Origin of the sequence: Vibrio sp. JPW-9-11-11 (genome assembly GCF_013369335.1) — a bacterium.
In the GTDB taxonomy this organism is placed as follows: domain Bacteria; phylum Pseudomonadota; class Gammaproteobacteria; order Enterobacterales; family Vibrionaceae; genus Vibrio.
On the sequence record NZ_SZQJ01000003.1, the window covers coordinates 214,853 to 239,051 of the forward strand.

The 24,199-nt window shown below is 46.8% G+C and carries 19 protein-coding genes, 1 rRNA gene and 1 other annotated feature; of the genes, 9 read left to right on the forward strand and 11 right to left on the reverse strand.

The genetic code is table 11. The annotated features are described in order from the left end of the window. The first annotated feature begins 39 nt into the window (after positions 1–39). Complete coding sequence (nagZ, locus tag FCU94_RS02480) at positions 40–1,026, forward strand: beta-N-acetylhexosaminidase (protein WP_176286974.1); 987 nt, start codon at positions 40–42, stop codon at positions 1,024–1,026. A gap of 46 nt (positions 1,027–1,072) precedes the next feature. Here nagZ and btsR read toward each other — a convergent pair whose 3' ends face one another. Beyond that, positions 1,073–1,792 carry a two-component system response regulator BtsR gene (gene btsR, locus FCU94_RS02485; protein WP_176286975.1) on the reverse strand — a complete coding sequence of 240 codons (720 nt, stop codon included), beginning with the start codon at positions 1,790–1,792 and terminating at the stop codon, positions 1,073–1,075. A 12-nt stretch (positions 1,793–1,804) separates the two neighbouring features. Beyond that, a complete protein-coding gene (locus FCU94_RS02490; RefSeq protein WP_176286976.1) occupies positions 1,805–3,478 on the reverse strand; it encodes a sensor histidine kinase in 1,674 nt (557 codons plus the stop codon). 237 nt (positions 3,479–3,715) lie between these two features. On the opposite strand from FCU94_RS02490, the gene FCU94_RS02495 reads away from it, so the two are divergent. Beyond that, positions 3,716–4,792 (forward strand): 3-deoxy-7-phosphoheptulonate synthase, encoded by a 1,077-nt coding sequence (locus FCU94_RS02495; RefSeq protein ID WP_176286977.1) that lies wholly within the window; start codon positions 3,716–3,718, stop codon positions 4,790–4,792. An 18-nt stretch (positions 4,793–4,810) separates the two neighbouring features. Then, positions 4,811–5,938: a bifunctional chorismate mutase/prephenate dehydrogenase gene (gene tyrA / locus FCU94_RS02500; RefSeq protein ID WP_176286978.1), complete on the forward strand. Its 1,128-nt coding sequence runs from the start codon at positions 4,811–4,813 to the stop codon at positions 5,936–5,938. 47 nt (positions 5,939–5,985) lie between these two features. Here the strand turns inward: tyrA and FCU94_RS02505 are convergent, their stop codons facing one another. The 3 genes from FCU94_RS02505 to ettA form a co-directional block, all read right to left on the reverse strand. Continuing rightward, positions 5,986–6,960: a M23 family metallopeptidase gene (locus tag FCU94_RS02505; protein WP_176286979.1), complete on the reverse strand. Its 975-nt coding sequence runs from the start codon at positions 6,958–6,960 to the stop codon at positions 5,986–5,988. Between the two features lie 12 nt (positions 6,961–6,972). Next, a complete protein-coding gene (locus tag FCU94_RS02510; protein WP_176286980.1) occupies positions 6,973–7,344 on the reverse strand; it encodes a PilZ domain-containing protein in 372 nt (123 codons plus the stop codon). A 156-nt stretch (positions 7,345–7,500) separates the two neighbouring features. After that, the gene (gene ettA, locus FCU94_RS02515) at positions 7,501–9,168 is read right to left on the reverse strand and encodes an energy-dependent translational throttle protein EttA (protein WP_176286981.1); all 1,668 of its coding nucleotides are present in this window, start codon (positions 9,166–9,168) and stop codon (positions 7,501–7,503) included. Between the two features lie 259 nt (positions 9,169–9,427). Here ettA and sltY point away from each other — a divergent pair, with 259 nt between their 5' ends. Both sltY and trpR read left to right on the forward strand, forming a co-directional pair. Then, positions 9,428–11,383 (forward strand): murein transglycosylase, encoded by a 1,956-nt coding sequence (gene sltY / locus FCU94_RS02520; RefSeq protein WP_176286982.1) that lies wholly within the window; start codon positions 9,428–9,430, stop codon positions 11,381–11,383. Positions 11,384–11,397: 14 nt separating this feature from the next. After that, positions 11,398–11,694 (forward strand): trp operon repressor, encoded by a 297-nt coding sequence (gene trpR / locus FCU94_RS02525; protein ID WP_176286983.1) that lies wholly within the window; start codon positions 11,398–11,400, stop codon positions 11,692–11,694. Positions 11,695–11,714: 20 nt separating this feature from the next. On the opposite strand, the gene yjjX is transcribed toward trpR, so the two are convergent. The 6 genes from yjjX to FCU94_RS02555 all read right to left on the reverse strand — a co-directional run bounded on the left by yjjX (position 11,715) and on the right by FCU94_RS02555 (position 18,961). Next, entirely contained in the window at positions 11,715–12,248 is a 534-nt protein-coding gene (gene yjjX, locus FCU94_RS02530) for an inosine/xanthosine triphosphatase (RefSeq protein WP_176286984.1), read from the reverse strand. Then, entirely contained in the window at positions 12,214–14,550 is a 2,337-nt protein-coding gene (locus FCU94_RS02535; protein WP_176286985.1) for a putative bifunctional diguanylate cyclase/phosphodiesterase, read from the reverse strand. The genes yjjX and FCU94_RS02535 overlap by 35 nt, the downstream gene beginning before the upstream one ends. Continuing rightward, the gene (locus tag FCU94_RS02540; RefSeq protein ID WP_176286986.1) at positions 14,534–15,571 is read right to left on the reverse strand and encodes a polyamine ABC transporter substrate-binding protein; all 1,038 of its coding nucleotides are present in this window, start codon (positions 15,569–15,571) and stop codon (positions 14,534–14,536) included. Before FCU94_RS02540 ends, FCU94_RS02535 begins: the two co-directional genes overlap by 17 nt. Positions 15,572–16,027: 456 nt before the next feature. Then, positions 16,028–17,206 carry a prephenate dehydratase gene (gene pheA / locus FCU94_RS02545; RefSeq protein ID WP_176286987.1) on the reverse strand — a complete coding sequence of 393 codons (1,179 nt, stop codon included), beginning with the start codon at positions 17,204–17,206 and terminating at the stop codon, positions 16,028–16,030. Between the two features lie 13 nt (positions 17,207–17,219). Beyond that, positions 17,220–17,338 (reverse strand) — a sequence feature (Phe leader region). Positions 17,339–17,452: 114 nt separating this feature from the next. Further along, positions 17,453–17,779, reverse strand: a complete 327-nt coding sequence (hpf, locus tag FCU94_RS02550; RefSeq protein ID WP_176286988.1) for a ribosome hibernation-promoting factor, HPF/YfiA family — start codon at positions 17,777–17,779, stop codon at positions 17,453–17,455. 456 nt (positions 17,780–18,235) lie between these two features. After that, a complete protein-coding gene (locus FCU94_RS02555; RefSeq protein WP_176286989.1) occupies positions 18,236–18,961 on the reverse strand; it encodes an outer membrane protein assembly factor BamD in 726 nt (241 codons plus the stop codon). Positions 18,962–19,096: 135 nt separating this feature from the next. Here FCU94_RS02555 and rluD point away from each other — a divergent pair, with 135 nt between their 5' ends. From rluD to FCU94_RS02575, 4 genes are all read left to right on the forward strand, one after another. After that, positions 19,097–20,074, forward strand: a complete 978-nt coding sequence (rluD, locus tag FCU94_RS02560; protein ID WP_176286990.1) for a 23S rRNA pseudouridine(1911/1915/1917) synthase RluD — start codon at positions 19,097–19,099, stop codon at positions 20,072–20,074. Between the two features lie 2 nt (positions 20,075–20,076). Beyond that, the gene (gene pgeF / locus FCU94_RS02565) at positions 20,077–20,805 is read left to right on the forward strand and encodes a peptidoglycan editing factor PgeF (RefSeq protein WP_176286991.1); all 729 of its coding nucleotides are present in this window, start codon (positions 20,077–20,079) and stop codon (positions 20,803–20,805) included. A 109-nt stretch (positions 20,806–20,914) separates the two neighbouring features. Next, entirely contained in the window at positions 20,915–23,491 is a 2,577-nt protein-coding gene (gene clpB / locus FCU94_RS02570; RefSeq protein ID WP_176286992.1) for an ATP-dependent chaperone ClpB, read from the forward strand. A gap of 488 nt (positions 23,492–23,979) precedes the next feature. Continuing rightward, positions 23,980–24,199: ribosomal RNA gene (locus tag FCU94_RS02575) — 16S ribosomal RNA — on the forward strand; the annotation flags it as partial.

Genomic DNA, 24,199 nt, shown 5'->3' on the forward strand with positions numbered 1-24,199 from the left:
TCGGTAGCATAGCGAATTTCAGCTCGATGTGGAGAAATTATGGGACCGTTATGGGTCGACGTTGCGGGTTGTGAACTCACAGCAGAAGACAAAGAAATCCTCGAACACCCAAGCGTTGGTGGGGTGATTCTATTTTCACGAAACTACCATGATAGTGAGCAGCTAGTGGCGCTGAACCAAGCCATTCGTCACGCTGCCAAACGCCCTTTTCTCATTGGTGTTGACCAAGAAGGCGGGCGCGTACAACGGTTTAGAGAAGGTTTTTCACGCATTCCCGCAGCGCAGCGATACGCCGAGATGCCTGATAGCGAAACCCTCGCTTATCAAGGTGGTTGGCTGATGGCCGCAGAGTTGATCGCCCACGATATCGATCTCAGTTTTGCTCCTGTATTAGACAAAGGCCATGAGTGTCAAGCGATTGGGGATCGTGCATTTGGCGAAGACAAAGAGACGATTTTGCGCCACAGCCTCGCCTATATGAGGGGGATGAAAGCGGTTGGTATGGCGACTACAGGTAAACACTTTCCGGGTCATGGTGGGGTGGTTGCAGACTCACATTTGGAGACCCCGTTTGATCATCGCGACAATATTTTCGACCAAGATATGGCGATCTTTAAAGCGCAAATCGACGCAGGTATCCTCGATGCTATGATGCCTGCTCATGTGGTTTTTCCACATTATGACGATCAACCTGCGAGTGGTTCTGAATACTGGCTGAAACAGATACTTCGTCAGCAACTTGGCTTTAAGGGAATTGTCTTTTCCGATGATTTGAACATGGAAGGCGCAGCGATTATGGGGGGGCCAGCAGAGCGTTCACACCAAGCTTTAGTCGCGGGTTGTGACATGCTGCTACTTTGCAATAACCGCCAAGGGCAAGTTGAAGTATTAGACAACTTACCGATTATGGAAACGCCAGGCGCGGCGAATTTACTCAAGAAGCAGAGCTTTACCTTGTCGGTTCTGCAACGCAGTGAAGCTTGGCGACAAACCACTGAAGCGATGAAACGTATAATGGAAGCCTAATAATAAAGAGCCGCAATCGCGGCTCTTTTGGTACCAGAGGTGCATATTAATGAAACCCTAGCATCTCTTTTAGCGTCTTGAGATAGCGCCGACTGACAGGCAGTGGATGGTTACTGACCGTGATGATTTCCGCTAAACCGTTGTCTAACAGTTTGATTTCTTTGATAGCTTTGATATTGACCAAAAACTGGCGATGACAACGTACTAGTGGGGTTTTCTCTTCGAGCACTTTGAGCGTCAGTTGTGAGGTGGCTTTTTGATCATGAGTTTGGACATGGACACCGCTGATATCGCTGTAAGCAAACTCCACGTCTTGAGTGGCAACAATCACAATACGATTGAGTCCGATACAAGGCACCTGATCTAGACTAGGCGGAGTGATGGCGGCGAGTTGATGCTGGTTTAACTTAGTGGATTTGAGCAGTCGTTGTACCGTCTTTTTCAACCGGCAGGTATCGACAGGCTTGAGCAAATAGTCAAAGGCGTTGTCTTCAAAGGCTTGTACTGCAAACTCGTCGTAGGCAGTGACGAATACCACCTTGGGCATGGTTTCTGGATCAAGCATGGCGAGTAACTCAATGCCGGTGATTTGTGGCATTTGAATATCTAAAAATACCACGTCAGGTTTGAGTTGATTGATTTTCTTCAACCCTTCAATGGCATTGCTGGCTTGATCGATAACTTGGATCTGCCCTGTCTCTTGCAACAGGTCCGTGAGTTCTTCTCGAGCAAAGAGTTCGTCATCAATAACCAACGCACGCAGCATAACGATTCCTTATTAACTGTGCTGACTCGGGATGATAAAGCTCATCCGAGTGTAGTGATTCGGCTTAACGTCAACATGTAAAGTCGCGACCCGACCAAACTTGTTGGTTAAGCGTTTGTCGACGATTTGCATCCCTAAGCCGAGATGATCGCTGGGTGGCGCCTGATAGCTACCGGCGTTGTCTTGTACCACAATTTGGTGCCCTTGAGGCACTTGTTGGCTGAAAATTTGGATTTCTCCGCCTTCCAGCAGGTGAGACACACCGTGTTTAATCGCGTTTTCGACCAAGGGCTGCAAGGTAAAAGTGGGCACTTTACGTTTTAAGAGCAACTCATCAATATCGATCGCGACCTCTAAGCGGTCGGTAAAGCGCGCCTTTTCTATGGTGAGGTAAGCGTTGACGTGTGCGAGCTCCTCTTTGAGCGTGACGACGTCAATATTCTGTTTCAAGTTACTGCGGAAAAAGTGCGACAAGTGTTGTATTAACTCACGTGCTTTCGGAGGATCGCGCCGGATCACTGCACTAATCGTGTTTAGAGCATTAAAAAGAAAGTGGGGGTTAACTTGTGCATGCAGCAGTTTAATTTCCGCTTGTGAGAGCAGGGTCTGTTTTTGCTGGTAGTCACCAAACAAGATTTGGCTGGAGAGCAACTGGGCAATGCCCTCTGCCATCGACATGTTGATGGTGGAGAACAGTTTGCGTTTCGGTTCATACAGCTTGATCGTTCCGATAACTTTATCTCCCGTTCGTAGCGGAATGATCAAGGCGCTACCTAGTTTACAGTCCGACTTCAAAGAGCATTGGTATGGCTTTTCTTTTCCATCGAGATAAATAATGTCATTCTGGCGGATCGCATCGAGTGTGCTTTGTGACGAGATGGGAGTCTCCGGCTTATGGTGATCATCTCCGATACCGACAAAAGCCAATATTTTCTCGTCATCGGTAATCGATACCGCACCGACATTGGTCTCTTCGTACACAATACGCGCAATTTTCTCAGCATTTTTGCTGTTAAATCCTGAGGCTAAAATACCAACGGAGCGCTCGGCGATGTTGAGTGCGCGACGAGAGAAGGTGGCAGAGTACTCTTCAAAAATGGTTTTTCGGTCGTGGAGAATGCTCATAAAGAGCGCAGCGCCGACAGAGTTAGCGATGATCATCGGAGCGGCAATAGCTGAAACCAATGTGTAGGCTTGGTCAAAAGGCTTAGCGACCAGTAAGATAATCGCCATTTGAATGATTTCTGCGACCAAGGTAATCGAAAAAACCACGCTAGGGTTAAATAGCTGTGCTGATTTTCCCTTGCGGACCAAATAAATGTGTAACAAGCCGCCGATCAAGCCTTCCGCTGTGGTCGAGATAGCGCAGGCCACATCGGTAAAGCCCCCTAAGGTGTACCTATGTAGTCCGCCAGTCAGGCCGACAAAGAAACCAACGACGGGACCGCCAAATAGTCCGCCCATAACGGCACCGATAGCGCGCGTATTGGCTATGGCATCATTGATCTGCAGTCCAAAGTAGGTCCCCATAATACAAAACAGTGAAAATAGGATATAGACACTGACTTTATGGCTAACTCGGTTGGAAATATTCAGCAAAGGCAGAAAGAGAGGTGTCTTGCTCAGCATATACGCAAGCACTAGATAGACACACATTTGCTGAAGTAACGATAAAATCAGGTCCATAATGATTTTTGTGGCGAACTTTGGCCTTATTTTAGTGAAGATATTCGCCAGAAAACATGCGTAATTCCGGTTTTTGATAATAAAGCCGACAAAAATCGATAGTGTAAAAAATAATTTACGGAGTGTTTTTTTTGGTTTACATATTGAAATCTTTTTCTGGGCTGTTATTTTATGGTTTATTAGCTGGAGACAAGGTTTTAGTTTCTTGGTGTAAATAATAATGTACAGGATTGGGTTATGCAGAAAAGTGAGTTGAGCAACGTTAATATTAGTGATGAACAGGTACTGATCACGCCTGATGAGTTGAAGGCCAAGTTACCTTTAAGTGATAACGCTCGTCGCTTTATCCAGCACTCTCGCCAAACTATCGCCGATATCATTCATAAAAAAGATCACCGCCTTTTGGTGGTATGTGGTCCTTGTTCAATCCATGATATTGACGCTGCAAAGGAGTATGCAAAACGGCTTAAAGCACTGTCTGAGCAACTGAGCGATCAACTGTACATTGTTATGCGTGTTTACTTTGAGAAACCTCGTACCACTGTGGGCTGGAAGGGGCTAATTAACGATCCTCATTTGGATGGCTCTTTTGATATTGAGCACGGTCTGCACGTTGGCCGAGAGCTGCTGGTTGACCTAGCCGAAATGGAGATTCCCTTAGCCACAGAAGCGCTCGACCCAATTAGCCCGCAGTACTTGGCCGATACGTTCAGTTGGGCGGCGATTGGTGCCCGTACTACCGAGTCACAAACTCACCGCGAAATGGCCAGTGGTCTTTCTATGCCTATTGGCTTTAAGAATGGCACTGATGGCAGTTTGTCGACCGCTGTTAACGCGATGCAAGCCGCCTCTTCGAGTCACCGCTTTATGGGGATTAACCGTGAAGGCCAGGTGGCACTATTGACGACACAGGGCAACCCCAATGGTCACGTTATTTTGCGTGGCGGTAAACAGACCAATTACGACTCGGTTTCGGTGACTGAGTGTGAACAAGACATGGCGCAACACGGGTTAGACGCCTCACTGATGATCGATTGCAGTCATGCGAACTCACGCAAAGATTTTCGTCGTCAGCCTTTGGTGGCCGAAGATGTCATTCATCAAATCCGTGAAGGCAACACATCCATTATCGGCTTGATGATTGAGAGCCATATCAATGAAGGCAATCAATCTTCTGATATCCCTCTCAACGAAATGCAGTACGGGGTTTCTATCACTGATGCGTGTATCAATTGGGACACAACTGAGGCACTATTACGTCATGCACACCAAGAGCTGGTCCCTTTTCTGGAAGACCGTTTAAAGGCTAAGTAACAAGTACAAGGAATTTCAATGGCCGTAGAGTTGAATCACTTGCGTGATCAAATTGACGCAGTAGATAAGCAGATCTTAGATTTGTTAGCGCAAAGACTGGCGCTGGTGGAACAAGTCGGCGAAGTGAAAAGTGAACACGGTTTGCCGATTTATGCGCCAGACCGAGAAGCCGCAATGTTGGCCTCGCGTCGCCAAGAGGCAGAAAAAATTGGTGTTCCGCCACAATTGATTGAAGATATTCTACGTCGCACTATGCGCGAGTCATACGCCAGCGAGAAAGACTCGGGCTTTAAGTGTCTTAATCCACAGCTTCGTTCAGTCGTGATCGTTGGTGGTAACGGGCAACTAGGCGGCTTGTTTGGACGCATGTTCAAACTGTCCGGTTATGATGTCAAAGTTCTCGGCAGTCAAGATTGGCAGCACGCGGATGCATTGCTAGAAGATGCCGGCATGGTCGTGGTCACTGTGCCTATTCATCTTACCGAGGGCGTGATAGAGAAACTGGGTAAGCTACCTGACGATTGTATCTTATGTGATTTAACCTCAATTAAGTCTAAGCCACTTGCCGCGATGCTTAATGTGCATCAAGGGCCCGTTGTTGGCCTGCACCCGATGTTTGGTCCCGATGTCCCAAGCTTAGCTAAGCAAGTGATTGTTTACTGTGATGGTCGCGGAGCCGAAAACTATCAGTGGTTACTGAAGCAGTTTTCTATTTGGGGTGCGAGTCTGTGTCAGATCGAAGCAGAAGAACATGATCATGGCATGACATTAATTCAGGCGCTACGTCACTTTACTTCTTTTGCTTACGGTCTTCATCTCAGTCGTGAAAACCCGAACATTGACAAGTTACTGCAGTTAAGCTCACCGATTTACCGCTTAGAGCTCGCGATGGTGGGGCGTCTGTTCGCTCAAGACCCAAATCTCTATGGGGATATTATTCTCTCGTCACAAGAAAATATTGATATGATTAAGCGGTTCCATCGTTGCTTTGGCGAGGCGTTGGATATCTTAGATAGTCACGACAAACAGGCTTTTGTCACCAGCTTTAATCACGTTAGTCACTGGTTTGGCGACTATTCTCAGCAGTTTCTAGATGAGAGTCAAAAGCTACTTAAACAAGCGAACGATTCTATTCATCGCGGTTGATAATGAGTGATAAGCGTAAAAAAACAGCGACCAGAGGTCGCTGTTTTTTATTGTACTGTGATCGATTCGCTGCGCTGGCTTGACTCGTTTTTCACTGTGTTAACCGAGCTATCCTGATAGGGGTGATTGGTGAGGTTAACTTGCAGTCTCACGGTGTCATCAATCAGCTTCACCAAAGGCGCCCACTTTACTTTTTTCTCTTTTTCAAACAGATAGTTGAAGTTTTCTGGCGTCCAATCCATGGTGTATTGCGGGTTTAAAGCTCGGCCTAAAAATCGCACTTCATAATGGAGGTGTGGTCCGGTCGAGTTACCTGAGTTACCACATGTCGCAATTTGCTCGCCTTTGCTGACAAACTGACCACTGCGTACTTTAAACTTGGCCAAGTGGGCGTAAGAACTCATAAAGCCGAAGGAGTGTCGCACCGTGAGGAAATTACCAAATCCTTTAGAACTGGGACGTACGGTTTCCACTACTCCATCTGCAGGTGCGTAGATAGCTTCACCACGTTTACAAGTGAGGTCTATCCCAGTGTGGGTATGACGTTTGCCTGTTATCGGGTTGGTTCGTCTGCCATAGGACGATGAGATTCGCAGGTAGTTCAGTGGCGCGTCATTCGGAATCATGCGAAACATAGTGGCACGCACCGCAGAGTCAACCGCTGCCGCATCAAGGCGGTTTTCAAGCGAGTAATCCTCGGGCAAACTCTCATCCGCTAAACCAAGCACGGATTCAACATCATAGACGCGTTTTCCGAGCATAGTGATTTGATTTCGTTTGTCTTCGAGTTCTTGCGACAGTGAATGTGCGGTATCTATTTGTTCTGCATATAGCTGTTCGAGTTGCGCTTTTTGCGCTTCGAGGGCGTTAAGCTGCTGATACCAATGGTAGGTTAAGTAACCGAGCCCAGCGGTAATGCCTGTCGTCAGAAGGCTCAGGCTAATGACGAGTGCTTTTCTTGTTACGTGAAAATGTTGTACCCCTGACTCATCAGGGATAGAAATGGTAATTTTGTTCGACATAGACTAATTGGGTTAGGTGTACTCACCGAGATCTGATAAGTGTTCGATATCTCTATGCAGCAGATCATCGTCACCTACGTTTAGTTCAACCAATCGCTTCAGGTGTCCGATACTCTCAATATCAATGTGATCAATACTCAGACGAATCACATTGTTATTCAGGCCAACAATGTTCCCTACCAGTTGGATCGTAACATCACTGTCCGGAAGCGTGAAGGCGACCTCAACTTGTTTATCTTGCGCAAGTAGGTCGGATTGTTCGCTGATTAACAACATACCATGCAGTGATAAGTCCCAAACCAGCCCATCTACAGTGAGTGAATCCTGTGTTAATGCAGCTTTAGCTTGATAAACAATGCGCGAAAAACGACGACGTTCGATCATAATTTTCTCTCTTAAGTTCAACGAGTAAGAGTAACAAAACTCAAGTGGTCACTATGCGCGTTTGTTCGCATTCTTCACGATTATTGCCTATTTCACCAAAGCAGGCGTGAAGAAAGGCCGCTATAGTAGCGGCCTCGGGTCAAAGATCAAGCAGATTTACTTGGCAATACGCTTGTACTTTATACGATGCGGCTCTGCAGCTTCAGGACCTAAGGTCTTCTTCAACCACTCCATGTACTCAGTATAGTTACCTTCGTAGAAGTTGACCTGACCTTCATCTCGATAGTCGATGATGTGCGTCGCGATACGGTCTAGGAACCAACGGTCGTGCGAAATCACCATGGCACAGCCAGGGAACTCAAGCAGCGCTTCTTCTAGTGCTCGTAGTGTTTCTACGTCGAGGTCGTTGGTTGGTTCATCGAGTAGCAGTACGTTGCCGCCCGCTTTAAGCAGTTTGGCTAGGTGGACACGGTTACGCTCACCACCAGACAGCTCACCGATCACTTTCTGTTGATCTGAGCCTTTAAAGTTGAAGCGTGAACAGTATGCGCGAGCCGGGATTTCGAAGTTGTTGATCTTGATGATATCTGCACCTTCAGAAATCTCTTGGTAAACCGTCTTCGAATCATCCATAGAGTCACGGAACTGGTCCACAGACGCCAGTTTTACTGTGTCGCCCATTTCAATGCTGCCTGAATCTGGCTGTTCAGTACCACTTAGCATCTTGAATAGGGTCGATTTACCCGCACCGTTGGCACCGATAATACCGACAATTGCCCCTTTAGGGATGCTAAATGATAGGTCATCAATCAGGACACGACCGTCAAAGGATTTGGTCAGGTTATTGACTTCGATAACCTTATCACCCAGACGCTCACCTGGCGGGATGAACAGTTCGTTGGTTTCGTTACGTTTCTGACGATCGCCGCTTTGCAGTTCTTCGAAGCGAGCCATACGCGCTTTAGACTTAGATTGACGACCTTTCGGATTTTGACGAACCCACTCAAGTTCTTTCTCTATCGTCTTCTGACGAGCTTTTTCTTGAGACGCTTCTTGTTGCAGACGGGCATCTTTCTGTTCTAGCCAAGACGTGTAGTTGCCTTGCCATGGAATACCTTCACCACGGTCAAGTTCAAGAATCCAACCCGCAGCGTTATCTAGGAAGTAACGGTCGTGGGTGATAGCAACAACTGTACCTGTGTAATCGACAAGGAAACGCTCGAGCCAAGCGACAGATTCTGCATCCAAGTGGTTGGTTGGTTCGTCGAGCAATAGCATATCTGGCTTAGAAAGAAGTAGGCGACAGATGGCTACGCGGCGGCGTTCACCACCAGATAGGTGTTCAATTTTCTGATCCCATTCAGGCAGACGCAATGCATCAGCAGCGCGTTCTAGAGCATTTTCTAGATTGTGCCCCTCTTTTGCTTGGATCAGTGCTTCTAGTTCGCCTTGCTCTTTAGCCAGTGCATCGAAGTCAGCATCTGGTTCTGCGTACGCGGCATATACTTCATCAAGACGTTTCATTGCTCCTGCAACGTCAGAGACCGCTTCTTCAACAATTTCACGAACGGTTTTCGATTCATCGAGAACAGGCTCTTGAGGCAGATAGCCGACATTAAGCCCTGGTTGTGGGCGCGCTTCACCGTCGATATCAGTATCGATACCCGCCATGATACGCAGTAGGGTAGATTTACCTGCACCGTTGAGACCCAAAACACCGATTTTGGCGCCAGGGAAGAAACTGAGAGAGATGTCTTTAAGAATTTGTCGCTTTGGTGGCACGATTTTGCTCACGCGCGACATGGTATATACGTATTCAGCCATTGCCGATCGTTCCTAAATAATCAATTTGTGTAGAGGGGCATTTTATACTAACTGAGCATAGTTTGTTACTCCCGAAACGAACTCCTTTGTTTCACGAACGTATTAGTGATGAATAACTAAACAAAAGTTTGCTCAAAGCTAGCCAAATGTCACAGTTATGTGAATTTATTATTAATTACATCTGTGCGCTTTACAGTGCTGTTTACAATGAGCATAAATAACAGAACTTAATCACTAGCTATCTCAGGATGAGACTACTATGACGTCGACTTTTCTTAAGTCGCTGCATCGCCTTCCTTCATCGATTGTCTTTTTGTCAACGATGGTTTGCAGCGCTGGCGTCGCACCCTACAGTGTGGCCGCAGACATTCAACAACAGCGAGAGCTATATGATCAAGCGCAGCAGTTGCTTGATGAAAAACAAGTCGAACAGTATCGCCAGCTACGCCCCCAAATAGCGAACTACCCGCTCACACCGTATGTGGATTATCGTAGTTTCTTGGTCGATATAGGAGAGAGGACGCCACAACAAGTCGAGGCATTTATTACGCAGCATCGTGACTTCCCTTTTTCGGGTCGACTGCGTGCGCCTTATATTGATGCGTTAGCCGGCAAACAGGACTGGCGTCGATTAATTGAGTTCCAAACCCGTGAACCTCGTGGTGAAACTTACCAATGCCACTACTACTACGCACACTCTCAAGTCGGTGATAAAGCGCTCGCTTATCAAGGTGCTGAGCAGTTATGGCTGTCGGGGCATAGTATTGCTGATGAGTGTGATGCATTATTTACTGCATGGGATCAAGCGGGGCTGAAAACCGATCAGCTGGTGCTTGAGCGTATGTTGTTGGCGTTTGAAGCGAGAAATGGCAGTTTGATGCGTTACTTGAGCAAGCAAATTAAATCGGACATCGCCAAACAACAAGCGACGGACATGCGACGTCTGTTTGCCGCCCCCGCTTCGGTACTTAGCTTTGCCAAACAGCACTCGGTGACCCCATTTCACCAAAGACAGGTTGAATTAGCATTAAAGAAGCTCGCGCGCAGTGACGTCGAGCAAGCTCAGGCTCTGTTCGAGCAAGTCACTGAGGCGCAGCAGATCTCAACACCGCGAAGCCAGCTCATTGCCGATTATATTGCGTTTCGTTTGATCAATACTGAGTCTGCGTCGCTCGCGCAATGGCGTGACCGTTATATTGCTACGTCGAGCAGTAAAAACTTATTGGAGCGACGCGTTCGCTTGGCGATTCAAGAAGGAAATTGGCAACACGTTATCGACTGGATTGAGCGGTTGCCAGAAGCGTCTCAACAAACACTGCGCTGGCAGTATTGGTTGGGTCGCAGTGAAGTGGCGCTGGGGGAAAAAGGCGCAGGTCAGCAACGTTTTGAGTCAATCATAGGTCAGCGTAACTTTTACAGCGTCGCCGCCGCAAAAGCACTCAAACGCTCGATTCAATATCCCACGGCAGAAATCAGCTTAGATAAAGCGCGCATCGCGCCTTATAACAAGGCGTTGGTTAGGATCGAAGAGTTAGTCGATCGAGATAAAATTGCGGCCGCTAAAAGTGAATGGCGCTGGCTGTTGGCTCGAGCCGATGATAAGCAGAAAGAGATGCTTGCGGCTTACGCCTCATTTATGGGGTGGCATAACCTAACTGTCACCGCCAGTATTCAAGCGCGCATGTGGGATAACATCGCTATTCGTTTTCCTGTGGCGCACCGCTGGTGGTTTAACTTCTATGCCGATAAGCACAGCATTGATCCTATCACTCTGATGTCTTTGGCTCGCCAAGAAAGCGCGTTGGATATCGAGGCCCGATCTCCGGTTGGTGCGCGTGGGATCATGCAGATCATGCCTTCAACAGCAAAATACACGGCTCGCAAATATAAGCTCAGTTATCAAAGCAGCGAGGATTTGTATCAGGTAGGCAAGAATATTGAAATTGGCAGCCACTACTTCAACGGCTTGTTAGAGCAGTACGATAACAATCGAATTTTTGCGTTAGCCGCGTATAATGCAGGTCCAAACCGAGTGCAAACTTGGCGAGAGAGAACTCAGGGCAAACTGGACGCTTTTGCATTTATCGAGTCGATCCCATTTAGGGAAACGCGTGGCTATGTGCAGAACATTTTGATGTTTGAAACCTACTATCGAGAGGTATTAGGCGTCGATGGAGCGTTTTTGAACCAACATGAGTTGAAGGCCAAATATTAACGAGCAAGGTATCAATGTCTTTACAACCTGCGTATCAAGAGTGGCAGCAGATCTTAGATTTGATCAAACACAGTACCGAGTCTGAGCAGCACGAGATGCTATTGACTATGCTGCTCACCTCAGATGAACGCGACGCTTTGGTCGCGCGAGTCAATATTTTTCGTGAGCTGCTTAAGGGAGACTTATCCCAGCGTCAGATCAGTCAAATGTTAGGAGTTGGTATTGCCACCATTACTCGTGGCTCAAATGAACTCAAATCTAAGCAAGACCAAGAAAAGCAACAGCTTGCGCAATTGTTAGATATAAAATAAGGATGCAGCGCATCCTTATTTTATAAGTTGGCCGGAAAATGCTGCGGGTTGATAAACGGAATTAACGCTAGGATCAGCGCCTGATGGTAGACGCTGCTGCGCGTCAATAAATCGTGAGTGAGTAAGCCAATGGCTCCGCCTTTTTGCTTGATGTTGTCAGTAGCAAACACCTCATCCATCACATCCCCGAGCTCATTGGCTTGCTGTAATTTTTCGATCACGACTGGGGGTAACATTAAGCTTGCAGAGCGAGACTCTCCGCGTTGCGTCGTCGATTCAATCACCATCCAAGCAAAGGTGACACTTCCCTCAATTCCAGCTTCAAGACCTACGTAATAATCTCCATGCGGTTTCAGTGCTTTAGCGTTTTTCACCCGGTTGAGCGCACCGCGATGCGTTTCATCGTTATCCATTGGCTGATCAGAGACTTCACTAGCAACGCTCACCCCAATAAATTCAAACTGTTGATGTTCAAATGCGGCGCAGAATGCGCTTTTAACAGCGTTGATTTTGGCGGGATTAAGCGAAGCGACAATAACCTTCTTCACTGACATTCTGTTGTCCTTTTGTTTGGTGGAGGCCCAATTGTAACTCAGATAGCGTCAAGGGTGGGGAGAGGAAAAAACCTTGCATATAATCGCATTGGTTGCTCGCCAACCAACGGTGCATTTCTTGAGATTCAATCCCTTCAGCCGTTACCTTCATTGACTGCGAGTGACACAGATCGACCAAAGGTTTTACCACTTGGCGATTATCGGTTTTGATCAGAGTTTCAAGGAACTGTCGGTCAAACTTGATCTTTTGCACTGGGTACTCAAACAGTTGGGTAATCGAGGTGTAACCAGAGCCAAAATCATCAATCGTCAGGTTGAAGCCCATGGTGGATAGCTCATACAGCAGTAGGTGGCTTTGAGAGTCTGACGCGAAGGTTTCGGTGATTTCAAAATCGATCTTATCTGGCGCTATGGGGTAGCGGTCCATTAGCTGGTGAATATCCTTTGCAAGTTTGAGGGAGTCGAGCTCTGCGGAAGATAAATTAATCGAGATTTGGATAGGTGAGGTAAAACAGCGTTGAACAGCACTAAAGTCTTGAAACGCTTGTTCGATAACCCAGCGGTCAATCGTGCCAAACAGGCCAATTTGCTCCGAGATAGGAATAAACTCACTAGGATTGACCCGCCCAAGTTCGAGAGAATCCCAGCGCAGCAGGGCTTCAACCCCGACGACCTTTTGTCCGCTGCGGTCGAAGTAAGGTTGGTAAAGAAGCGTAAACTGTTCGGCAAGAGTGTCGCTGCGTAAGGCCCGTTCTATTTGGGTACGACGAATCACGATCTCGTCGAGTTCTCTTGAGTAGTGAGCGATTTGATTTTTGCCTGCGCGTTTGGCCTGATACATAGCGGTATCGGCACGTGACAGCAGCTTGGCTAAATCATCGCCATCAGTGGGGTAGGAAGCAATCCCAATACTCGCCGTGATCGGAAAGTTGCCGATCACTTCTGCGGTATGATTTTGAATCGGAGCCAAGACCAATTCAGCCAAGCTCTCGGCATAGCGATGATTATCGTCAGACGCAATAAAAATGGCGAACTCGTCACCTGACAGCCGTGAGGCCAAACAACGAATACAGTGCTGGTGCTCGATCTGCTGGCTAACGGCTTTGATATGACGGGCAAAATTGACCAGCAGTGAATCACCGATCTGGTGACCATATTTGTCGTTGACGTATTTAAAGTTGTCTAGGTCGATATAGAGTATCCAAGCGTAATGTGTTGTTGCTAATGTCTGCTCGACAAAATTTTGGAATTGATAGCGATTGGCCAGTTGGGTTAGATGATCATTCTCAGCCATCGCTTTGGTTTTTTGATAGCTAGAGTCTAGCTCTTGATACATCTCATAAAACCGGGTGGAAAGCCGGCCAATTTCATTGTCACTCTCTAGTCGTTCTATATTTTTTCGTTTGCGTAACTCCACCTCGCGCAATTGGTTGTCAAGTTGGGTTATGGGGGTGACGACATGGCGGCGCAGCAATAGCAGTAGAATAGATACCGTTAAAACAGAAGAGAGGCCGAAGGAGAGTAGCAGTCGCAGCTCTATCTCGGCGAGTTTTTGTTTGATCAAGTATTGAGCGGGGTCGAGGACCGCATACAGACCGGATTTTAGTTCGACGGTTTGTGCTAGACCTGTAGTGGGCAGTGGCTCATCGACAAAGAAAATACTGCTATCGTTGTCGAACTCGAGAATATGCTTCAGCTGATCAAATTTATCGAGAGACAGAGACACCACAATAAAGAACACTTGTTCGCGGTTGTAACTTAACGGCGAGACCAGTGTGCGGCTGTCTAATACATCGTAGCGAATGAGAATGCTCTGGCCTTGGTCGTTTTTGGCAAAGCCAGTACGACTGGTCTCTCCAGTGGCTTGATAGGTTGTTTGAATATAATTGAGAACGTTAGTGTCTAAGGTCGAAAACGGGTCGTTCTGGTTGTCTGAGTAGAAACGTACTTTCTGCCGGCCATCAACAATGGCGACGCTGATGTCGTCTCTTTGATTCGGCTGTAGGCTCTCTATGGTGGTTTGCAAGCTTTCGAGGAGCTTCATCTCTCGGTATGGGTTGTCTGGCTGGCGAAAATAGTGGCGAATGATGTCGCTTTTGGTCAAAGTAAGTGAATAGCTGTTGATGAGAGCTATTGATTGACGAAAGTGGCCTGCCAACTTTTCCATCGAAAGTTGCAGATAGCTATGTTCACGCTTGATCAGCGCGTCTTTCTGGCTGACATAGATGCTGTAGCTAGACAGAATAGCGCTGAGCAAAACGACGGGCGCGATCAGTAATAGAACCCTAGTGTTTAGCTTCATGACGTTTCAGTAGTTGATTAATTATTTTGGTACGTATACCGATATTATCTGCCGAGAGTTCACTATCTACTCGGGCATTTTTTATGCGCTCAGTGGCAGGGAATAATGATGCATCATTTACATACCCATCGGGGAGTAGTTTCATCGCGCTTACGTTCGGCGTTGCAGCTTTGATATTTATTGCATTGCTTGCAGCTACGTGTGGACGCATCATAAACTCAAGAAAATCTTTGGCTAACCGCTTGTTTTCAGAGTGGCGACTCACCGCCAGGCAGTCCACCCAGACAAACAACTCTCCCTGTGGAACGACAAAGTCCCACCCTTCTTTTTGATAGAAGCGGTTGAGTGAGTATTGGTCACCGCTGTAGGCGAGCGCCATATCAAGCTCAGATGCGTCGCCACTGCGGACATAACTCAAGATATAGTCATAGGTGAGAATGTGATCGCTAAAAGCAAGCAGTTCGGGGTAAGCCCGCTTAAGCTGCTCGATGTCGTCGGTGGTTGGCGACAGTCCTAAACCGTATAGAACGGGTAAAAATGTCTCAGTACTGTCGTTGATCATGCCGATTTTGCCACGCAAAGCTTCAGGAGGTGCGACAAATTCTTGCCAGGTTTTTGGCGGCTTTTCGACCGCGGCTTTTCGATAAGCAATCCCTACAGTACCCCAAAAATAAGGAATCGCGTAATTCCCGCAGGCTTGATTCCATTGGGGAGCGTTATTTTGTCGCCCTTGTAAGTTGGAGATCTCTTCAAATGCTCCCAATCGACCATATATCTTGGCGGATACATTATCTAACACGACGACATCGAACGGGAGTTGTGGGTTCTTCATCATCAGCAAGCTGCGTTCATCATCGTTGTCAAAATGAGATAGGGTGAGATCAACCCCGGTTTCGGTCTGCCACTGCTGTTTTACATCGCTGGCGAGGGTATCTTCCCACATATAAACCTTGAGTGATGTGGGGGTAGCAAGAGCCGCACAAGAGTGGATGAAAAGAAGGAATAGCAACGACGTTCTCATACTGACGAAAAGTACCTTAACGGTTTGAAAGTGAAACGTTTATCAGAGTCAGTATGCTAGAGCTGACATTAGGGTCTGTTAACCTTTCGCGGTTAAATTTTGTTCGGATGGGGACGCCTAGTCAGAATCGTTTTAGGCGCGGAAAGGAGTATGTAGCCTAGTCATTCTAAGTAAATACTGCTTAACAAAGCATAAAACGATTTTAGCGGGGGCGCCCAGCTCGAACCCTTCGGGTAGCTTTTGTGGTTCATTTCTACTGCGTTATCGGCTTATTATGTAAATCAACTACACGTCAAAGCCTCTGTCTAGTATAAATTTCCCACAAAAGGCTGCAAAAATCAGCTCGAAAGGTCAACTGACCCTAAACTAATATGCAACTTATCTTATTGTGATAGTAAGGAAATTAGTCTTTAGTGTCAGCTGCTTAGTCGAAGTTATTTGAGCCAGCTAACTGAATTACTGTAATTTGACTTGGGTGGGTTTGACATTTTCGCTTGGGTAACAACCGAGAACTTTCAGATGTTTCGTTATCTTGGTCAGCTCAATGATCGCTTGCTGCATTTGCTGTGAGTCGAGGTGCGCTTCTAAATCGACATAAAACATCTCTTCCCACGGATTGCCCATAATGGGACGGGATTCTAGCTTGGTCATGTTGATATCGTAACGTTGCAACACGAGCAGAGTTTCAACCAGCGAACCCGCTTGTTGAGATGTTGACATAATCAAAGTGGTTTTTGCTGGGATCTGGGCCGACACTTCAACTGGCTTACGAGCGACAACGATAAAACGGGTGTGGTTTTCTGTTTGATTAGCAATGTTGCTCTGAATAGGCTGAAGGCCATACAGTTTACCACTAGAAGCGTTACCAATGGCCGCCACATCGCTGCGATTCATTTGTTTTACCTTACGCATTGCGTCAGCGGTACTGGCGCAAGACTCTAGTTTGACTCCGTCTAGCTTACTCAAAAATTCACTGCACTGAGCGTGGGGTTGAGGGTGTGAGTAAAGCGTTTTTAGCTCTTCTAAACGAATATCCGACGTCGCTAGCAAGCAATGCTCGATAGGTAGAGTCAGCTCACCAACGATGTACAAAGTGGTATGTTGAAGCAAATCATAGACTTCGTTGATCGAGCCGGAGCTGGTGTTCTCGATTGGCAACACGCCATAGTCAGCGTGACCTGACTCTACAGTGTGTGTGACCTGCTTAAAATGCTCACAGTTGAGCTCGATCAGTTCAGTATTTTTTCGGCTGAAATATTCGCGGCTGGCTAAATGAGAATACGATCCTTTGGCGCCCAAGAAAGCAACTCGAGCCAAAGGTTTTCGACTGAGCTCAGGGTTTGCGAGGTTTTGTAAGTAAGATTGTTGGAGCAGAACGGAATCTTCAATAATCGTATGAAAAAGCTTAGTGATGTATTGGGCGTCTAAATTGTACTTCTGATAACCGTTATTGATCAGTTTGACTAATAGTTGCTGCTCTCGCTCTGCATCGCGCACTGGCTTAGAGGTTTCGACCTTACTTTTCGCGACTTCAATACTCATTTGACGACGTTCCGACAGCAGTTGGAGCAGTTGATCATCAAGCTCGTTGAGTCGAAGTCGAATGTGTTCAAGTGAGTATTTTTGGTCAGTCATCCTAGTATTCCTCATAAAAAAAGCCTCCCGTAGGAGGCTTTCTGTTCGTTTTTGACTTATTTTTCGAAAACGAGATAGCCTCCGGCTTAGTGGAGAAAAAATAAGTCAAAAAAGAACAGTACGTTTATTTGCATAGTTATCTACTGATTTATTAGTCCTCAAACACAATAAGCAACCGTGTATTGAGCGTCAAGCAAAAAAATAGCGCCGTTCGGCGCTATTTTCTGCGGCGGTTAACGTTAACCGTTATTCTACTTCTTCCTCAAACTCAGGTTTGTCACTACGACGAGCTTCTGGTTTGTGGCGGAGTTTGTTTAGCTGACGTTCTAGTTTCTGTTCGACCTCGTTAACGGCAGCATATAAATCTTCGTGGGTGGCAGAAGCAACCAGTTGTCCTTTTGGCACTGTGATAATAGCTTCAAATTTCTTCTGTTTGTTTGGCTCCTCACTGAAACTTGCCTGACAGCCAATAATGTCTACTTGCCACTTTTCTAGTTTTTTAAACTTGCTCTCAATATGAGTGCGAATTGCAGAGGTGATGTCGATATTTTTACCAGTGATATTTACTTTCATAGATGTTTTCCTCTGTTTTCTCCCTCATGGGTTAACTTCAGATTACTTATCCATGCCTAAAATAATGTGACATAGATCTCTTTTTTGTTGGTGGGGTTTAAGCTTGAATTCAAACGTGATCCAACTCAAAGAGTCGTTGTTTACAGTGACGAAAAAGCTTGAAAGCGAATAAAAAGAGACTAGATTGGGAGGGAGTAACACACTAAAATTCAATCGTTTTTTAGAGCCCTTTGACGGCTGAACAAAAACAGTGGTTAGCTTTTAACCATCCTATAAATGTGAATTAAATTCCACTTAGATCTTCTCTCCCCCTCTACCTCGGTTAGTGTTGAACGCTATCTCGTTTTTCGCCCCTTGTTTTGCGCGTGACACTCGTCGCTAACTCTCAGAGAAAAAGCACAGCCAATAAAAAACGCCTCTTTAAAAGAGGCGTCGATAGTCACTTCAACCGTCATTTTATTCGGGATTTAACTCGATCAGTCGCTCAGTTCGAGTTACTGCGTCTTGCAGACCTAATTGTTGATAAGCCTCAAGCTGAATCGCGAGAGATTTGCGAGCTGCCTCAGTATCGGGGTAGGTCTTTTGCAGCTCTTGGGCTCGATTGATTGCCGCAATCCATGCTTCCCGACGTAAATAGAAATCTGCTGTCGCTAAGTCATATTCAGCTAAGCGATTCTTGAGTGCGTACATTCTTTTTTGCGCGTCTTGGGCATATGGACTCGTTGGGTAACGTTCAAGGAGCTTTTTGAAGTCTGCAAACGCTTTTTTGACCGGCTCTGGATCTCGGTCACTGCGGTCGACGTTGAATAAGTCATGCATGAAGTTGCGATCTTGCGCCATGTGAGTTAGGCCGCGCATATACAAAACCCAGTCGAGTTTTTCGTGAGTTGGGTTTAAGCGAGTAAAGCGCTCAATGGTCGCTAAACCAAGGGCGAGATCGTCGTTCTTGTAGTAAGCGTAGATTAAGTCAAGCTGCACTTGCTCAGAGTAAGCGCCAAATGGGTAACGTGAGTCGAGCGCTTCCAGTTTCTCAATGGCTGTTAGCCAATTACCACCTTGAAGCGAAACCTGGGCTTCTGAGTACAGCTCAGATGGTGGCACATCGGGAACAATCTCTTCGCTGCTCGAGCAGCCAACCAATACAGATAATGCCAACAAGCCAGATAGAGTGTGCTTTTTCATGTCAGGATTCGATTCCTTGAGATAAATATTTCTGTTGCTTCCGTTACTTTCGAGTGCGTAACAGATACAATGTCCAAACAGCGTATTTTTCCATAGTAGTGACAATTAGTCTCACAGTTTTTAAAAAAGTTCGATATGGCCCAGCAGATTGAGTTAACAAATACAGTAAAAGATAGCCAACTAGGCCAACGCCTTGACCAAGCGATTGCCGAATTGTTCGGCGATTTCTCCCGTTCACGTCTTAAAGAGTGGTTGCTAGACGGCAAAGTCCAAGTCAACGGTGAAGTGGTCACTAAGCCACGCACGAAAGTAATGGGTGGAGAAGAGATTGTCTTGCAAGCAGAGCTCGAAGATGAAGAGCGCTGGGAAGCACAAGATATCCCGTTAGATATTGTCTACGAAGACGATGATATTATTGTTATCAATAAACCACGCGACTTCGTCGTTCATCCAGGCGCAGGTACACCAGATGGTACTGTGCTGAATGCCCTACTACACCATTTCCCTGCCATTGCTGAAGTTCCACGTGCCGGTATCGTTCACCGTCTTGATAAAGACACTACAGGTTTAATGGTGGTGGCGAAAACCGTTCCAGCGCAAACTCGCTTAGTCCGAGCGCTACAAAAACGGAATATCACTCGAGAGTATGAAGCGATCGCGATTGGTCGAATGACCGCTGGTGGCCGCGTTGAACAGCCTATTGGGCGTCACTCAACCAAGCGCACTTTGATGGCGGTTAGTCCAATGGGCAAGCCTGCCGTGACTCATTACCGAGTAGCAGAGCACTTCCGCGAACACACGCGTATTCGTTTACGACTCGAAACGGGTCGAACGCACCAGATTCGTGTCCATATGGCGTATCTTCAACACCCACTATTAGGAGACACGGCATACGGCGGACGAGCTCGTATTCCAGCCGGCGCGACAGAAGAGCTTGCAGAGATGATCCGCAAATTTGATCGCCAGGCTTTGCATGCAGTGATGCTGAAGTTTGAACATCCAGTGACAGGGGAGGAACTGGAATTTCATGCACCAGTGCCTGATGACATGGTCGAAATGGCTGAAGCATTGCGTCAAGACACGCGTGAACATGGGTTAGAAGACGAATTTTAACTATGGAGCAAATCATCCCCAATTGGCCAGCGCCGAAGCAAGTGAAAGCCTTTGCCTCAACTCGTTGTGATGGTTACTCACTTGGCGTTTACCAAGGACTTAATTTAGGTACACATGTTGGGGATAACCGCGAGCACGTTCTTAAAAATCGTCACTGGCTTACTCAGCAAGCCCAGATGCCGTCGGCGCCCATTTGGCTTAACCAAACCCATTCAACGATTGTGGTGGAACAAGACCAGCCGACCCCGGACGTTATCGACGCCGATGGCGTTTGGACTCAAACTCCAGGGGTTGTCTGCTCGGCAATGACAGCGGATTGTCTGCCAATCTTATTAACCAATCAACAGGGAACCCAAGTCGCCGCCGTGCATGCAGGTTGGCGCGGCCTTGCTGGTGGGATTGTCGAAAACGCTGTTGCGCAATTGAGCGGGCCGCTCATGGCGTGGATTGGGCCGGCTATTGGACCTGATGCGTTTGAAGTCGGTGATGATGTAGTCCAAGCGTTTTCATCTGAGATTCCACAAGCGATTGAAGCTTTCCAAGCTTTACCTAAAAAGGGGAAGTGGCTTGCTGACATGAATCGATTAGTCACCCAAAGACTTAATCGTGTCGGTGTTGAACACATCTACTACAGTGACCTTTGTACCTATCGCGATCCTCATCGTTTTTACTCGTACCGTCGAGACGGCGTCACCGGTCGTCAAGCAAGCTTTATTTGGATTAATCCATAACCTTTCTATTACTGGGCCAAATATCGGACCAGACCTTGAAAATCGAGTCAAGCGTATCCATCTTTCATACAGATTAGTCCATTTTCTCTGTTGAGGTAGGAAGGTAGATATGCGTCTTGATAGATTTACCAGTAAGTTCCAAATTGCGATATCTGACGCTCAGTCGTTAGCATTGGGACGAGATCATCAATATATTGAACCTGTGCATCTGATGGTTGCGTTGATGGACCAAAATGGTAGTCCGATTCGTCCGTTACTGACCATGCTTGATGTCGATGTCACTCATCTGCGCTCGAAACTGAGTGAGATGTTGGACCGTTTACCCAAAGTCAGTGGTATCGGTGGTGACGTACAGCTCTCTAGCTCCATGGGCACGTTGTTTAACGTATGTGACAAGGTGGCACAAAAGCGCCAAGATGCCTATATCTCCTCAGAAGTGTTCTTACTTGCCGCTCTAGAAGACAAAGGACCGCTCGGTTCTCTGCTTAAAGAAATGGGTTTAACCGAAACCAAAGTCAGCGGTGCGATCGATAAGATACGTGGCGGGCAGACAGTCAACGACCCTAATGCAGAGGAACTTCGTCAAGCATTGGAGAAGTTCACTATCGATCTTACCGAGCGCGCTGAGCAAGGCAAATTGGATCCGGTGATAGGTCGTGATGATGAGATTCGCCGTACGATCCAAGTTCTTCAACGTCGAACCAAAAATAACCCGGTGATCATTGGTGAGCCGGGTGTGGGTAAAACGGCAATTGTCGAAGGTCTTGCTCAGCGTATCGTCAACAACGAGGTGCCAGAGGGGCTGCGTGGTCGTCGGGTATTATCACTCGATCTGGGGGCGCTTGTGGCTGGTGCTAAGTATCGCGGAGAATTCGAAGAACGCCTTAAATCCGTATTGAACGAACTCGCTAAAGAAGAGGGCAACGTGATCCTCTTTATCGATGAGATCCATACCATGGTTGGCGCGGGTAAAGGCGAAGGCTCAATGGATGCTGGCAATATGTTAAAACCAGCTCTAGCGCGGGGCGAGTTGCACTGCGTCGGGGCGACCACTTTGGATGAATATCGCCAGTATATAGAAAAAGACCCTGCGCTTGAACGTCGATTCCAAAAAGTGTTGGTTGATGAGCCGACCGTTGAAGACACGGTCGCGATATTGCGAGGGCTCAAAGAGCGCTACGAACTTCATCATCATGTTGAGATTACCGACCCGGCGATTGTTGCGGCGGCGAGTTTATCGCATCGTTACGTTTCTGATCGTCAATTGCCGGACAAAGCGATTGATCTAATCGATGAGGCGGCATCAAGCATTCGTATGCAGATTGACTCTAAACCCGAATCATTAGATAAGCTCGAGCGTAAAATCATCCAACTTAAGATTGAACAGCAGGCATTAAGTAATGAGCACGATGAAGCGAGTGAGAAACGCTTTAACACACTCAATCAAGAGTTGGCAGAAAAGGAGCGAGAATTTGCAGAGCTTGAGGAAGTGTGGAACGCAGAGAAAGCGGCCCTTTCAGGTACCCAGCACATCAAGTCAGAGTTAGAGCAAGCGCGTATGGACATGGAGTTTGCGCGTCGTGCTGGTGATTTAAACCGTATGTCTGAGCTTCAGTATGGTCGGATCCCCGAACTTGAGAAGCAGCTCGATTTGGCGACACAAGCTGAAATGCAAGAGATGACGTTGCTACGTAATAAAGTGACCGACAACGAGATCGCTGAAGTGTTGTCAAAACAGACCGGGATTCCAGTCTCGAAAATGCTCGAAGCAGAAAAAGAAAAACTTCTGAGGATGGAAGAGGTATTGCACAATCGTGTAATTGGTCAGACCGAAGCGGTTGAAGTAGTGTCGAATGCAATTCGCCGTAGCAGGGCAGGGCTTTCAGACCCTAACAGGCCCATTGGTTCATTCTTATTCCTCGGACCTACTGGGGTGGGTAAAACTGAGCTGTGTAAAACGCTGGCCAATTTCATGTTTGACAGTGAAGACGCAATGGTCCGTATCGATATGTCAGAGTTTATGGAGAAGCATTCTGTCGCTCGATTGGTAGGTGCTCCTCCTGGCTATGTTGGTTATGAAGAAGGCGGCTACCTCACTGAAGCTGTACGTCGTAAGCCTTACTCGGTAATTTTGCTTGATGAAGTCGAGAAAGCGCACCCTGATGTGTTCAATATTCTGCTGCAGGTGCTCGATGATGGTCGCTTGACGGATGGACAGGGGCGTACGGTTGATTTTCGCAATACTGTTGTGATTATGACGTCTAACTTAGGTTCAGCGAGTATTCAGGAAAACTTTGGTACGGTTGACTACCAAGGAATGAAAGAGCAAGTGATGGAAGTTGTGCGCAAACATTTCCGACCAGAGTTCCTTAACCGAGTAGATGAGAGTGTGGTGTTCCACCCATTAGGAAAAGATCACATTAAATCTATTGCTTCTATCCAACTGCAACGTTTGTCTTCTCGATTGGAAGAGAAAGGATACGTATTGGAAGTATCGGATAAGGCGCTTGAATTGATTGCTCAAGTCGGTTTCGACCCGGTTTATGGTGCAAGACCGCTCAAGCGTGCGATTCAACATAGCGTTGAAAACCCACTCGCAAAAGAGATTCTGTCAGGCAAAGTCGTACAAGATAAACCAATAAAATTGCTAGTCAGTAACGATCAAATCATTGCTCACCAGCAGTAATGACAAAGTAAGGTGACAATTGAGGCCCCTATTCGGGGCCTTTTTTATCGTTTTTTCATCATTTTGCTGTTTTTGTAGGCAAACAGTTTGTTGCGAGCACTTTTTTCTGGTTTGGCTATTGTGCTTTATTTAGAACTGCCTATAATTCGCCTCCGTTGTCAGCGAATAGCACGACAACTTAAGGCGGAAAAGTTTACCAATAGCTTTTACCGAAATAACAAAAAAAGTGTTTGACACAATAAGTTATATCGCTAAAATGTCCGTCCGTTTTGAGCGTAGTTCAGAACGAAGTTCTTTAAAAATATAGACCTATCAATCTGTGTGGGCACTCGTTGATGATAATCCAATTAGATACTTCGGTATCAAATTAGGTTTCAATGAAACGAAGTGACCATTGAATCGAAAGATTCAGCACAGTCAATTCAAACATTACTTTAGCTATTTATTAGCAAAGGAATGTTCAGTATTCATTGAGCCGACAAAATCTTAAATTGAAGAGTTTGATCATGGCTCAGATTGAACGCTGGCGGCAGGCCTAACACATGCAAGTCGAGCGGAAACGAGTTATCAAAGCCTTCGGGTGGCGATAACGGCGTCGAGCGGCGGACGGGTGAGTAATGCCTGGGAAATTGCCCTGATGTGGGGGATAACCATTGGAAACGATGGCTAATACCGCATAATAGCTTCGGCTCAAAGAGGGGGACCTTC

Coding starts and splice junctions, on each gene's coding strand:
- nagZ (WP_176286974.1), top strand. CDS start 40: ATGGGACCGTTATGGGTCGACGTTGCGGGTTGTGAACTCACAGCAGAA.
- btsR (WP_176286975.1), bottom strand. CDS start 1,792: ATGCTGCGTGCGTTGGTTATTGATGACGAACTCTTTGCTCGAGAAGAA.
- FCU94_RS02490 (WP_176286976.1), bottom strand. CDS start 3,478: ATGGACCTGATTTTATCGTTACTTCAGCAAATGTGTGTCTATCTAGTG.
- FCU94_RS02495 (WP_176286977.1), top strand. CDS start 3,716: ATGCAGAAAAGTGAGTTGAGCAACGTTAATATTAGTGATGAACAGGTA.
- tyrA (WP_176286978.1), top strand. CDS start 4,811: ATGGCCGTAGAGTTGAATCACTTGCGTGATCAAATTGACGCAGTAGAT.
- FCU94_RS02505 (WP_176286979.1), bottom strand. CDS start 6,960: ATGTCGAACAAAATTACCATTTCTATCCCTGATGAGTCAGGGGTACAA.
- FCU94_RS02510 (WP_176286980.1), bottom strand. CDS start 7,344: ATGATCGAACGTCGTCGTTTTTCGCGCATTGTTTATCAAGCTAAAGCT.
- ettA (WP_176286981.1), bottom strand. CDS start 9,168: ATGGCTGAATACGTATATACCATGTCGCGCGTGAGCAAAATCGTGCCA.
- sltY (WP_176286982.1), top strand. CDS start 9,428: ATGACGTCGACTTTTCTTAAGTCGCTGCATCGCCTTCCTTCATCGATT.
- trpR (WP_176286983.1), top strand. CDS start 11,398: ATGTCTTTACAACCTGCGTATCAAGAGTGGCAGCAGATCTTAGATTTG.
- yjjX (WP_176286984.1), bottom strand. CDS start 12,248: ATGTCAGTGAAGAAGGTTATTGTCGCTTCGCTTAATCCCGCCAAAATC.
- FCU94_RS02535 (WP_176286985.1), bottom strand. CDS start 14,550: ATGAAGCTAAACACTAGGGTTCTATTACTGATCGCGCCCGTCGTTTTG.
- FCU94_RS02540 (WP_176286986.1), bottom strand. CDS start 15,571: ATGAGAACGTCGTTGCTATTCCTTCTTTTCATCCACTCTTGTGCGGCT.
- pheA (WP_176286987.1), bottom strand. CDS start 17,206: ATGACTGACCAAAAATACTCACTTGAACACATTCGACTTCGACTCAAC.
- hpf (WP_176286988.1), bottom strand. CDS start 17,779: ATGAAAGTAAATATCACTGGTAAAAATATCGACATCACCTCTGCAATT.
- FCU94_RS02555 (WP_176286989.1), bottom strand. CDS start 18,961: ATGAAAAAGCACACTCTATCTGGCTTGTTGGCATTATCTGTATTGGTT.
- rluD (WP_176286990.1), top strand. CDS start 19,097: ATGGCCCAGCAGATTGAGTTAACAAATACAGTAAAAGATAGCCAACTA.
- pgeF (WP_176286991.1), top strand. CDS start 20,077: ATGGAGCAAATCATCCCCAATTGGCCAGCGCCGAAGCAAGTGAAAGCC.
- clpB (WP_176286992.1), top strand. CDS start 20,915: ATGCGTCTTGATAGATTTACCAGTAAGTTCCAAATTGCGATATCTGAC.